General features: G+C 70.8%; 11 protein-coding genes. 7 read left to right on the forward strand and 4 right to left on the reverse strand.

What is annotated here, in order from left to right; translation table 11 throughout:
* Positions 1-15: 15 nt before the first annotated feature.
* Entirely contained in the window at positions 16-879 is an 864-nt protein-coding gene (locus tag ACIRG5_RS07810) for an EamA family transporter (RefSeq protein ID WP_402901809.1), read from the forward strand.
* Here ACIRG5_RS07810 and ACIRG5_RS07815 read toward each other — a convergent pair.
* Positions 782-1669 (reverse strand): LysR family transcriptional regulator, encoded by an 888-nt coding sequence (locus ACIRG5_RS07815; protein ID WP_402901812.1) that lies wholly within the window; start codon positions 1667-1669, stop codon positions 782-784. The genes ACIRG5_RS07810 and ACIRG5_RS07815 overlap by 98 nt on opposite strands.
* Positions 1670-1749: 80 nt before the next feature.
* On the opposite strand from ACIRG5_RS07815, the gene ACIRG5_RS07820 reads away from it, so the two are divergent.
* Both ACIRG5_RS07820 and ACIRG5_RS07825 read left to right on the forward strand, forming a co-directional pair.
* A complete protein-coding gene (locus tag ACIRG5_RS07820) occupies positions 1750-2352 on the forward strand; it encodes a hypothetical protein (protein ID WP_402901815.1) in 603 nt (200 codons plus the stop codon).
* 20 nt (positions 2353-2372) lie between these two features.
* On the forward strand, positions 2373-3023 hold the full coding sequence (locus tag ACIRG5_RS07825) for a fibronectin type III domain-containing protein (protein WP_402901818.1): 651 nt from the start codon (positions 2373-2375) through the stop codon (positions 3021-3023).
* Positions 3024-3201: 178 nt separating this feature from the next.
* On the opposite strand, the gene ACIRG5_RS07830 is transcribed toward ACIRG5_RS07825, so the two are convergent.
* On the reverse strand, positions 3202-3846 hold the full coding sequence (locus tag ACIRG5_RS07830) for a hypothetical protein (RefSeq protein WP_402901821.1): 645 nt from the start codon (positions 3844-3846) through the stop codon (positions 3202-3204).
* A 188-nt stretch (positions 3847-4034) separates the two neighbouring features.
* Here ACIRG5_RS07830 and ACIRG5_RS07835 point away from each other — a divergent pair, with 188 nt between their 5' ends.
* From ACIRG5_RS07835 to ACIRG5_RS07850, 4 genes are read left to right on the forward strand one after another with little or no spacing between them, the layout of a single operon-like run.
* A complete protein-coding gene (locus tag ACIRG5_RS07835; RefSeq protein ID WP_402901824.1) occupies positions 4035-6185 on the forward strand; it encodes a hypothetical protein in 2151 nt (716 codons plus the stop codon).
* The gene (locus ACIRG5_RS07840) at positions 6182-7162 is read left to right on the forward strand and encodes an AAA family ATPase (RefSeq protein ID WP_402901827.1); all 981 of its coding nucleotides are present in this window, start codon (positions 6182-6184) and stop codon (positions 7160-7162) included. The genes ACIRG5_RS07835 and ACIRG5_RS07840 overlap by 4 nt, the downstream gene beginning before the upstream one ends.
* Positions 7159-8265 (forward strand): DUF58 domain-containing protein, encoded by a 1107-nt coding sequence (locus ACIRG5_RS07845; RefSeq protein ID WP_402901830.1) that lies wholly within the window; start codon positions 7159-7161, stop codon positions 8263-8265. The genes ACIRG5_RS07840 and ACIRG5_RS07845 overlap by 4 nt, the downstream gene beginning before the upstream one ends.
* Positions 8262-10259 carry a transglutaminase domain-containing protein gene (locus ACIRG5_RS07850; protein ID WP_402901833.1) on the forward strand — a complete coding sequence of 666 codons (1998 nt, stop codon included), beginning with the start codon at positions 8262-8264 and terminating at the stop codon, positions 10257-10259. Before ACIRG5_RS07845 ends, ACIRG5_RS07850 begins: the two co-directional genes overlap by 4 nt.
* Before the next feature lie 4 nt (positions 10260-10263).
* Here the strand turns inward: ACIRG5_RS07850 and ACIRG5_RS07855 are convergent, their stop codons facing one another.
* Together ACIRG5_RS07855 and ACIRG5_RS07860 are read right to left on the reverse strand one after the other, a co-directional pair.
* Entirely contained in the window at positions 10264-10698 is a 435-nt protein-coding gene (locus ACIRG5_RS07855; RefSeq protein ID WP_402901836.1) for a hypothetical protein, read from the reverse strand.
* 140 nt (positions 10699-10838) lie between these two features.
* The gene (locus tag ACIRG5_RS07860) at positions 10839-12443 is read right to left on the reverse strand and encodes a serine/threonine-protein kinase (RefSeq protein WP_402901839.1); all 1605 of its coding nucleotides are present in this window, start codon (positions 12441-12443) and stop codon (positions 10839-10841) included.
* Positions 12444-12460 lie beyond the last annotated feature (17 nt).

Raw genomic sequence — 12460 nt, forward strand, 5'->3', positions numbered from 1 at the left:
AACAACACTGGGCGCATGTCGGTCTTCCTCGTCCTCGGCTCGGTCGTCTCACTGCAGTTCGGCGCGGCGTTCGCGAACCAGCTCTTCGGCCAGATCGGCGCGCCCGGCGCCACGGCCCTGAGGCTGGGCATCGCGGCGTTGATGCTGGCCGTGGTCGTGCGGCCGAAGTTCCGCCAGGAGACGCTCGTGCTCGGGATGACCATGGCCAGCATGAACGGCACGTTCTACCTCGCGATCGACCGCATCCCGCTCGGCGTCGCGGTGACGATCGAGTTCCTCGGGCCGCTCGGGCTCGCGGCGGCGCTGAGCCGGCGGCCCAGGGACTTCGTGTGGGTCGGGTTGGCACTCGCCGGTGTCGTCGTCCTGGGCGTGCACGAGTACACCGGCGCGAAACTCGACCTGATCGGTGTGGTGCTCGCGTTGATCGCGGCCGCGTTCTGGGCCTGCTACGTCCTCGCCGGGCGCAAGCTCGCGACGGCCGGGCTCGGCACCGGCGGTCTCGCGGGGGCGAGCCTGATCGCGGCGGCGCTCACCCTGCCGTACGGGCTGTCGACGGCCGGTGCCACGTTGTTCGAGCCCAGGATCCTGCTGCTCGGCACGCTGGTGGCGCTGCTCGCGTCCGCGATCCCGTACACCCTGGAGATCAGGGCGCTCAGGACGTTGCAGCCCAGCACGTTCGGCGTCGTGCTCGCGCTCGAACCCGCCGCGGCCGCGCTGGCAGGCGCGTTGCTGCTCGGCCAGCACCTGAGCGTGATCTCGTTGTGCGGCATCGCCCTGGTGATCACGGCAGGGGTCGGAGCGGCGCTACGGAAAGCGCCAGCGCCTCCCGGAACGCCCGCACGGCGGGATGCTGACCTCGTCCTGCCCGTGCCGCAGTGAACAGCAGCCGCGACATCGGCACCGGCAGCTCGTGCAGGTCGACGGTGATCTCGCGGTCGTACCAGATCAGGTCGGGCAGCAACGCGACCGCGAGACCCCTTTCCACGAACCGCAGCTTCACCAGCACGTCGGTGGAGGAGAAGCGCACGTCCGGCTCGAAGCCGTTGTGGCGACACCAGTTCACGTTGAAGATCCGCTGCGGGAAGCCCTCGGTCTCCATGATCCACGGGTAGGAGCCGATCTCGGCGACCGGAAGTCCACGTGGGACGGCCAGCCGGATCGGGTCCCGGCACAGTTCCCGGTACTCGAGGCCGGTGAACCTGGCCTCCGGCTGGTCCGGCCACTCCTCCACGAAGACGAGGTCGAAGTCCCTGGCGTTCAACGCGGAAAGCGCTTCCGCTGGGTCGAGGACCTGGAACTCGATCCGAAGTGACGGATGCTCGTCTCTCATGCGTGCCAGCGTCGCCGGGATCAGCGCGAGCGCCGCGGTCTGGAACGTCGCGACCCGCAGCGTGCCGGTGATCTCGTGCAGCGACGCGGCCACCTCCGACTCGGCCTGGTCGAGCCGCGCGAGCACCTCTTCGGTGTGCCGCACCAGGATCTCGGCCTGGGGCGTGAGCTTCACCCGCCTGCCGACCGGTTCCAGCAGGGGCACGCCGACCTCGGACTCCAGCAGGGAGAGCTGCTGCGACACCGACGACGGGCTGTAGTTCAGCGCCTGCGCGACGGCGGCGAGCGTCCCCCGTTGGGAAAGCTCACGCAGCAGTCGCAGACGATGGAGGTCGAACATTCGATCAGTATCGGCTACTCTCCCGATACCGCCCCCTGAGAAAACGTGCTGTCCTCAGCACGCTTTGAGGAGGTATCGGTATGTCCAAACGACTCCGCGGTGTCGCGGGGATCGCGCTGGCAGCCGGTCTGCTCGTGTCGGTCTCACCGGCGCGGGCACAGGTCGAGACGGGTCCGTGGACCAGCTACTCGCCGTCGTTCACCGTTCAGGAACGCGGCTGTGGCAACGTCGACAACCTCACGTTCCAGCTCACCTGCTCGACCGCGAGCGGTGACCAGCGTGCCGAGCGGCGTTACGCCACTTACACCGGCGGCACGCGTCAGTTCGAGGGGAGCTTCCGGATCACGAGTCTCGGCGGCACCCGCATCAGTCTCAAGCAGACGTTCCGGGAAGCTCCCAGCGCGGGACCGTTCTGGATGCTCGCCGTGGAACGCGGCGGCCGGCTTTACGCCGTGCACGGGGGCGACACCATCGCCACCGGCGCGACCGTGGGGGCGACCGTGCGCGTGAACACCGTGCACAACACGGCCACGGAACACCGCACGTACATCAACGGCTCGCGTGCGCACACCTACGCGAGCTCGGGTTCGAGCTTCTACGACAAGTTCGGCGCGTACAGGACTTCCAGCGGCCAAGGACCTGCCACGGTCGTCTGGAGCAACATCAAGTTCTGGCGCAAGTGATCCGACGCCCGACTGCTCTGGTGCTCCTGCTGTTCTTGGCTGCCTGCGGCCAGGAACAGCAGGAGCCCGTGCTGACGTCCGAGCTGACCTCGCCGATCGACGTGACGCTGCACTGGCGTCCGGAGGCGGGGTCGGCCGGGCAGGTCGTCGAGTACGCGAACGCGGCCGACGGCGAATACACGATCCTGGAGTTCGCCGCACCGGCGAAGGACACGTACGAGCATCCGGACCTGATCCCGGAAACCCAGTTCTACTACCGGGTCCGGCCGTTCGTCGGACCTGCTTCGGCCACTGTGGACGTCGCGCTGCCCCCAGGGGAGGACGTGCCGGAGATCGAGGGGCCGGACTGGACCGCGCCGGTCAAGCGCGGTGGGGGCGCGACGCCGGTGGCCTCACCCGAGGCGGCGGCGACGAGCCTGAAGGCGGAGGTGAAACACGCCAACGGGATCCTGTTCACCTGGGAGGACCACGCGTCCGACGAGGACGGGTACCTGATCGAGGTCAGGCCGGCGGGCGCGGCGGACTACCGCGTCGCCGTGCAGCTCGACCCGGACACCACCTCGTACGGGGTGATCACACTTCCAGACGAGAAAACCGCGACCTATCGGGTGCGCGCGTTCCGGTTCGGATCACCGTCGAACCTGACGCATCAGACGACGGGGAAGGTCTGAGCGCCTGTCTGGCACTCCACGCGCTCGCGGCGAGCAGCAACGCCGCGAGCGCGTAGGGCCAGGTCGTTCTCTCCGTGACGGCCAGTGCGACGTTGATCGCCGCCAGCAGGCCGAACACGCTGGTCAGCAGCCACCAGGTCAGTTGATCTTCACGTGCGAGAGCGGTCATTCGGGTGGGCTACCCGTTATCCAGCTCCCTCACACCTTCTTCCTCTTCTTTTTTCTCGCCGCGGCGGCGCATGAACCCGAAGCCGGGGATGCCGAGGATCGCCTGGCGCATGTCGCTGGTGACCTCGAGCAGCTGGTGCACCTCGGGACCGACCTTGTCCAGGGTCGCGAGGATCGGCAGGATGTCGCTGGTCAGGTGCTCCGTCAGCACCGGCAGCTCGTCGACCAGCTTGATCGCGGCCTCGACCTCGTGCGGCGAGAGCTCGTCCACGAACCGCTTCGCGAGCGGCTGGGCCTGCTTGGCGAGCGGTTCGTACATGCCGATCAGCTCGTTGGCCGTGTTCGCGGTGTGGCCCGCCGTCGTGACGACCAGCCCGGCCCGTTCGGCGACGTCGCTCGCGCTCGCCGTGATCGCGCGGACCTCGTCGACGGCCTTCTCCGCGTCGGCCACGACATTGGCCGTGCGATCGACCAGGTCGCCGGCTTTCACGACGATGCCGTCCACGGCGTCGATCGTGCCGTTGACCTTGCGGACGAGTTGCTCGACCTCGCCGATCAGGCTCAGCACGCGGGCCGGAACGGCCGCGACGGCCACTGTCGTGCCGAGGGCGGTGTCGAGCGCCTGCTTGGCAAGTCCCATGCCGGGGATTTCCATGCGTCCACTCTGCCTTATGCGTTAGTCGAGTTGGGGGAACGCCATTCGGTTTTCAAAACTGCCGGTCGGCGTCCATCGCCATTCCTGATGTCTGCCAGTCGGCTGACCAGGCGAACCGGGAACCATGCGCCGCCCGAAGTTGTCAGAGCCGGGGGTTAGCATCCCCGGCGGGCGAGGGAGGGCGCGTTATGTCTTGGTGGCACCGGATCAAACGCATTATCTCCGGTGGAGGGCGGGAATCGGCGAGTTTCGTCGCGGCACTGCTGGGTGTTCTGGTGCTCGCGGGCGCCGCGCTCGGGCAGGGCATCTCGCGCACGTCGGTCTCGGTGTCGGACGGGCTCACCTGGCTGGGCGATGATCAGCGCGGCGAGGTCGTGCAGGTCAACCCGGTGTCGGGCAGGCCGCAGACGCGGTTGCAGATCAGCGGGCCCGACTCGCAGCTCGAGATCGCGCAGGAGGACGGCAGGCTGATCGTCCTGAACCGGCGCACCGGCGAGATCACCGTCATCGACCTGGCCACGCTGCTCGCCTCCGGCCGCCGCCAGGCGCCGCCCGGTGCGACGAGCAAGGTGCTGGTGGCGAACGGGCTGGTGTTCGTCGTCGACCGCGCGGCCGGCACCGTGCACACCGCCGATCCGCTGACGCTGGCCGACATCGGGCAGACGTGGCAGGCCGGGCAGCCCCTGGCCGACGCCGTCGTGGACGAGCGCGGTGTGCTGTGGCTGGTCGATCACGGCGGCACGTTGCGTTCCCTGGACTGGTCGGACGACGAGGAGCGGTTCCAGGAGCGCTCGCAGCGCCAGGTCACCGGTGCCGGGCCTCGCACCGTCCTGGTGCCGCACGACCAGGGCGTCACGCTCATCGGTCTCGACGGCGGTGTCGTGGTGCGCGACGGCACGGGTGAGGACGTGGACTCGTCCACCGCCCGCTCGGACGCCGAGGTGATCGCCGCGCAGACCTCGCCGCTGGACCTGGTGCCCGCGTCGGTGCCGTCGTCCTCGGTCGTGGTGCTGGTCGTCGGTCGTGAGGTCCTGCGCGTCGACGTCGGCGCGATGGGGTGCCCGAACCCTGGGCGGCCCGCTGTGTTCCGCGACAAGGTCTACGTGCCCTGCAAGGGATCCGGCAAGGTCATCATCCTCGACCGGAGCGGTCACCGCGGTGGCGACGACGTGCGCACGTCCGGCGGCTCCGACCCCGAGCTCGTGTTCGACGACGGCCGGTTGTTCGTCAACGTGCCCGGTTCCTCCACGGGCGTGCTGGTCGACGCGGACGGCGCGACGCGCACGATGACTATCCGCAGCCCCGAGGTCCCGGTGAAGGACCCGGACCGCTCGCCGCCGCCGTCCGTGCCGCCGCCCCCGCCGCCGAACCCGAACGAGCCGACCAAGCCGCCGCGCAACCCCGGCCTGGGCAACGGCCCGACCACCGAGGTGCAGCCTCCGCCGTCGACTCCGTCCACGCCGCCGTCCGCCGGTGGCACGGCTCCGGCCGCGCCCGCGGGCGTGACGGTGCGGGAGAAGTCGCGCAGCGCTTCGGCGCTCGTCGTGACGGTGAGCTGGAGCGCGGCCGCGTCGACCGATCCGGTCGTGGGGTACACGGTCGCGGGTTCCGGCTCGTTCAGCGGTGGTTCGGTGTCGGCTCAGTCGGCCGGTACGTCCACTGACCTGTCGGTGCCGTGCACGGGTTCCACGTTCTGCACCAGCGGCAGGCTCGACGTGACGGTGCGCGCCTCGACGGCGTCGACGGCCGGTGCCGCGGGCATGGGCGCGTTCACGGTGACGCCGCCCGCGAACACCCCGCCGCCCAACACACCCCCGCCGAACACGCCGCCTCCCAACACGCCCCCGCCCAACACCCCGCCGCCGACCACGACCACCACCACGCCGCCACCTCCTCCACCGCCTCCGCCGTCGCTGCCGACGGCGGGTGCGGCGGTGATCACCGGGTTCGTCGGTGGGCGCATGACGCCGAGCCGCACGGTGAACATGGCGCCTCCCGCGGACTGGGCAAGCCACAACGGCCGTTGCGAGGTCGTGAACAAGACGCAGGGGTACTCGGTCGGCATCGCGTGCAACGCCACCACCGCCCGGATCGACGTGGAGGAAGGCACCAACTCGATCGTCGTGCGCGCCTACGCGGCAACCGGTGGCGGTCAGGTCGACTCGGCGGCGAAGAACGTGATCTACGTGATCGACGAGTGTCAGGGCAAACCCGGCTGCATCCCGCGGCTGGCACCGGCGGGAGCCGGCACGGCGCCGATGGGCGCGGGTGGGCTCGGTCTGCTGGCGTGCGCGTTCCTGCTGCGCATCGGTGCTCGTCGTGGAGAAGAGGAAAAGTGATCGACACCGGTGAGGTTTCCGCCTTCCGCGACCTGCACACCCGTCTCGGCGACGCGGTCGAGAGCGCGGTGCGCGGCAAGCGCGACGTGATCGACCTGGTGCTGGTGGCGATGTTCGCGGGCGGCCACGTGCTGCTGGAAGACGTGCCCGGCACGGGAAAGACGACGCTGGCTCGTGCCGTCGCCGGTGCGCTGGGCGGCCTGTCGCGGCGCGTGCAGTTCACGCCGGACCTGCTGCCGTCCGACGTCACGGGCACCTCGGTCTACGACCCGCAGACGGGCCAGATCCGGTTCCGGCCGGGTCCGGTGTTCGCGAACATCGTGCTGGCCGACGAGATCAACCGCGCGGCCGCCAAGACGCAGTCCGCGCTGCTGGAGGTCATGGAGGAGCGGACCGTCACGATCGACGGCATCGGGCACGCGGTGCCGGACCCGTTCCTCGTGGTGGCGACGCAGAACCCGATCGATCTCGACGGCACCTACCGGCTGCCCGAGGCGCAGCTCGACAGGTTCATGCTGCGCACCTCCATCGGCTACCCGTCGGTGGAGGACGAGCTGGACGTGCTGCGTCCCGGCAGCGGCGCGGGCCGGGTGGCCGACGTGCGCACGGTGTCGTCGCCGCGCGAGATCAGCTCGTTCAGCGGACGGTTGCAGTTGCTGCACGTCGCCGACCCGATCCTGCAGTACATCTCGTCCGTGGGCACCGGTACCCGCACCGACGAACGGTTGCGGCTCGGCACGTCGACGCGTGGTCTGCGGACCCTCGTGCGGTGCGCGCAGGTCTACGCGGCGTCGAAGGGGCGGCATTTCGTGGTGCCGCAGGACGTTCAGGACATCGCCGAGCCGGTGCTGGCCCACCGCCTGGTGCTGACGCGGGAGAGCGTCCTGTCGGGCGTGACGACGGCCGAGGTGCTGTCCGACGTGCTGTCGCGCGTGGCGGTGCCCAAGCCCGCGGCGCCCAAGTCCGCTACCCCATGAGACTCACCCTGCGCGGCACCGGAACCGCGGTGCTGGGCCTGCTGATGCTCGGTGTCGGGCTGTGGTGGCGGTACGCGGGGATGGCGGCGTTCGGCCTGGCGCTGACCGCGCTGGTCATCGCCTCGATCGTCTCCGTGCTGGTCGCCTCACCGCTGTCGGTCTCGCGCACGGTCCGCCCGCGCACCGTGCCCCGGCTGGCCCGCTGCACCGGCCGGCTGGAGCTGTCGGCGACCGGGCGCTGGCCGGTGGCGCTGGACGCCGTCGACATGGTCGCGGGCTCGCCGATGGACGTCGACGTGCCCTTGCTGGCACCCGGCGCGGTCGAGGCCGTCGACTACGCGATCCCCACCGAACGCCGCGGCGTGTTCGACGTGGGCCCGTTGACGTTGCGGCGCAAGGGCTTGGCCGGTCTGGCGCAGGCGCGCACCGTGCTGGGCGAGGTCGTCCAGGTGCGGGTCGTGCCGCGCGTGCTGCCGGTCCGCGGCCTGCCGTCCGGTGCCCGCCGGGGCCAGGTCGGCGCCGACGAACGCGTCGAGCGCGGCGGCACGGACCTGGTGGGACTGCGCGAGTACGTGCCGGGTGACGATCTGCGCCGGCTGCACTGGGCGACGTCCGCGCGCACCGGCACCCTCATGATCCGCGAGGACGCCGACCCGGCCCGCCCGCACCTGGCGGTGCTGCTGGACGACAGTGCTTCCTCGTACGCCGAGGAACAGCGCTTCGAGGAGGCCGTCGAGGTGGCGGCGTCGCTCATCACCTCGGCCCTGGAACAGGGGCACCCGGTGCGGCTGCTGACGTCGTCCGGCGGCACCGACATGGAGGAACAGCAGGACTCGGCACCGATCCTGTCCGCCTTGGCGGACCTGGAACTCCAGGACGTCGACGGCCGCCCGACCGTGCCGGTGCGCGACCTCGACGTGGTCGCCGTGATCAGCGGCAAGAGCGTTCCCGCGCTGGTGCTGGAGGCCGGGCGGGCCGCGTTCGGCGCGGTGCTCGTGGTGGACGAGAAACGGCCGGTCGGCGCGGCGGGGTCGGTGCTGGTGATCAGCGGGGCGCGCGCGGAGGACCTGGTCGACTCGTGGAACGCGGTGGTGGCCCGATGAAGTTCGCGTGGGTCGCCGCCATTCTTCTCGTCGGTTCGCTCCAGCTCGCCCAGGCCTGGGACGGCGCGTTCGTCTACTTCGGACTCGCCGCGTTCGCGGGTTTCCTGGCCCTGCCGCTGAAACGCCTCGTCCCGGCCGGCCTCGCCGCTCTGGCGGTCATGGTGCTCGCGATGACGGGCGGGTTCTTCCTGGCCCGCGGCGCGTCCCCGGACCGCGACCCGACCTGGGTGCTGCTCGACACCGTGCCGAGGCTGCTCACCGCCGCCCGGCCCGCCCCCGCGACGCCCGAACTGCTCGTGCCCGGACTGCTGCTGATCATCGGCATCTCCACGGGAATGGTGCTGTCGGTGACCAGGCGCGGGACGGCGTTGTTCGTGCCGGCGCTCGGCGCGGCCACTCTGTACGTGTCGGCGGCGCTGCTCACCACGGGCCGTGCGGACCGTTACGGGCTGGTGGCGCTGACGCTGGTCGTGGTGCTCGCGCTGGGATGGCTGATCATCGACCGGCGCGGGCCCGTGGTGCCGCCGGCGGTGCTCGCCACCACGCTGGCCGCGCTGACGTTGCTGACCTTCGTGCTGCCCACCAACGGGTTCGAGCCGCGCAAGCTCGTCACGCCGCCCGTCACCGACCTCGCCCTCTCGAACCCGTTGCCGCAGCTCGCCTCGTGGGCGGCGCAGGGGGACACGGAACTGTTCCGGATGCGCGGGCCCGAGGTGCCGGTGCGGCTGGTGACGCTGAGCCGGTACTCGGGGGCGTCGTGGGAGGCCGCGTCGACGTACGGGCCGCTCGGCGTGGTGGACGCGCCGGACCTGCCGACCGGCGGGAAGTTCCAGGACGCCAGCGTCGAGCTGCGGATCACCGGGCTGACGGGGGAGTGGCTGCCGGGCGTCGGGAAGCCGCAGGCGGTGTCCCTGAGCGACGCCATGGTGGATCCGGACACCGGCTCGCTGGTCGTGGCCGAAGGACTCAAGACCGGGCTGAGCTACACGGTGCGCGGCGTCGTCGAGACGCCGGCCGACACCGATCTCGCCGAGGCCCAGGTTCCTTCCAGCGCAACGAGGTACACGGCGTTGCCGCGCCTGCCGTTCACACTGGCGGACTACGCGCGGCAGGCGACGCAGAACGCGCGCACGCCGTACGAGAAGGCCGTTGCGCTGGAACAGGTCGTGCGGCTGGGCCGCAGGCCGGACGCCGAGGCGCCGGTCGGGTCGTCCTACGCGCGGCTGGAGACGTTCCTGTTCGGCGCGGCGGGCGAGTCCGGCGCGGGAGCGGGGACGGCGGAGCAGTTCGCGTCGGCCTACGCGGTGCTCGCGCGGGCCGTCGGGCTGCCGACGCGGGTGGTGGTCGGGTTCCAGCCGGTGCCCGAGCAGAACGGCGAGCGGATCGTGCGCGCCGCCGACGCCACCGCGTGGCCGGAGGTGTACTTCAGCGGGTGGGGCTGGGTCGCGTTCGATCCCGTGTCCGGCAACGGAAGCGGGCCCAGTGCCGCCTCGAAGCGCGAGGTGCTGAACAGGCTCGCCTCCACCACCGCGAAGCCGACGCCGACCTCGCTCCAGTCGGTGCCGCCGCTGGTGCAGCCGACCGCGGTGCAGGGCGACCAGGTGGCCGCGCCCGAGACTCCGAAGGGATTCCCGTTCTGGGTGTTCACGCCGGTGCTGCTGCTCGTCGGGCTGTACGTGGCGCGGACTTCGCGGCGCGTCCGGCTGCGCGCGGCCGGACCGGTGGGAGCGTGGCACGAGGTGCTCGACGCGCTGCAGCTCGCGGGACTGCGGCCGAAGCCGAGCCGCACCGTGCCGGACGTCGCTCGCGAGTGGGGAGAGGCAGGCGCTCAGCTGGCCGTCCTGGTCGACCAGGCCGCGTTCGCACCGCAGCCGGTCGTGGACGAGAACAGCTGGCGGCTGGCCCGGCAGGTGAAGAAAGCGGTGCGGCGCAAGGCTTCCTGGTGGCGCAGGGTGGTGTGGGCGGTCGACCCGCGGCCGTTGTTCCGGCGCTGACGGATCAGCGCACCACCTGTGCCGGAATGCAGTTCTTCCCGATGACCTTGAACAGCGCCTCGCACAGCCCAGGCGCCGTGTCCGACGGGAACGGACCGAGCCACACGAACTTGGTGAAGCGCGGGTCGTCGGGCACGATGACAGGACAGACGTCGTCGCGCCTGGTCAGAAGAGCGGTTTGGCCGCGCAGAGCCGGGTTCGCGCTCTCACGATGCTGCACCCACATGGTTTCGTAGTCCAGCAACACTTTGACGTCCGCGTCCGGCATCGCGCCTTCCAGCGAGTGCAGCACGAGGACGGACGAGCCGGGGTCGCAGGGCATGTCCGTGTAGTCGAGCTGGTCGGGCACGGCCGGGGAAGTGGGCGAGGCACCCGTGTTCTGCTGGGACTCCGACTGCAGGTTGCCGCCGATCAGCATGCCGATCCCGATGCCGACCACGAGTGGAACGACCGCCCACACAATGAGAATGCGGCGCTTTCGTTGTCGAGCGAACATCGGTGGGCCGGCATAACGAGCGCTTTGCACCGGGGCAACCTACGCCAGTTCGTGCGTGCGCAACAACAACGGCCGGGAAATGGTCAGTTCTTGTTGGCACAGACCTTTGGGGAGCTGCCACGTTCGCCGTTGTAGCCGAACGCCGCGATCTGGAAGCACCGCCGGTCGCCGCCACCGTCCTCGATGACGTACTTCGTGCCGCCGCCCGTCACTCGCGTCACGGCGTTCGGCTTGGCGCCCGTCACGTCGACCACGACGAACTCGGCCTGGCCGTCGCTGGGATCGCTCCACTCCAGCTCGATCGCCCTGCCCCGGTACTCGGCGCGCTTGAGGACCGGGACGAACCTCGGGTCGGTGTTCGGCGACGGTCCCGCGGCGGCCGAGTCCGAGGTCGGCACGGGCGGTGTCGTTGTCGTCACAGGTGGTTGGGCCTGCTGACGGTCGTCGCCCCGGTTGAGGAAGATGCCCGCGGCGAGCCCGCCGGTCACCGCGATCACGGCCAGCAACGCCAGCACCACGCCGCGTTTGCTCTTGCGGACCGGCGCGGTCATCGGTTCGACGGGAGGCAGATCTACTGCCGGTAGCACCGCGACCGGCTGCGGCCGGGGAGGCGGCGGCGGGACGAGATCGTGCTGCCGGTAGGTCAGGTCTTCGAGCCTGCCCTGCCACGAGTCGTCGCGCTCTTGTTCCGGTTCGGGTTCCGGTTCCGGCTCGGGCCTGAACCCGCGCGGCCCGAAACCGGGCGCCTCGGTCGGGCCCTCCGGGTAGTAGTCGGGACGTTCGCCCAGCATCGCCGTCGCATCGGGGTCCACAGTGGACAGCGAGGTGCCCGGGTTCACGGCCATCAACGCGTCGCGCAGCTCCAGCGCTGAACCGAAGCGCTCGGCCCGGTCCTTGCGCAGGCAGCGCCCGAGCACGGCGACGAGCGGCGCCGGCACGTCGAACCGGGTGAGCGACCGGGGTTCGCCGCTGCCGACCCGGCCGACGTAGGAGAGCAGCGTGTCCTCGTCCGGGTTGTCCGAGGCGAACGGCGGCTTGCCCTCCAGCAACGTGAACAGCGTCGAGCCGAGCGACCAGATGTCGTCGGCGAACGACGGCGCGGCGCCCTCCAGCATCTGCGGAGCGGCGTGCCGGTAGCTGACCATCTGCAGTGACGCGGAATGCCCCGCGTCGGCGCCGCGCGCGATGCCGAAATCGGCCAGCACGTACGAAGTCGGGAGCACCAGGACGTTCTGCGGCTTCACGTCCCGATGCAGGATGCTCTGGCCGTGCGCGAACGCCAGCGCGTCCGCCACCGCGATGCCCGCCGCCACCACGTCCTGCACGGGCAACGGGCCCATGGCGCGCAACCGGTCGTGCAGCGAGCCACGTTCGTAGAACTCCATGACGATGCACGGGCGGCCGTCCGGGAGCGTGCCCGTGTCCAGCACCGTGACGATGTGGGGGTGCTGGCGGCCCAGCTCGACGGTGATGGCCAGCTCGCGGCGGAAGCGCGTCACCGTGGCCGGGTCCGTCACCTGCAGCACCTTGACCGCGACGTCGCGGCCCAAGCCGTCCTGGCGAGCGCGGTAGATCGTGCCCTCGCCGCCCTGCGCGATCACGCGGAAGCCGCTGTAGCCGGGCAACGCGATCTCCGGCGTCCGCGCGGCTCCCTGCGCGGGCGCCCAGGCCATCAGATCGTCTTCCACCGGCGGATCCTATCCCG

This window comes from Lentzea sp. NPDC102401 (genome assembly GCF_044765805.1).
Classification (GTDB): domain Bacteria; phylum Actinomycetota; class Actinomycetes; order Mycobacteriales; family Pseudonocardiaceae; genus Lentzea; species Lentzea sokolovensis.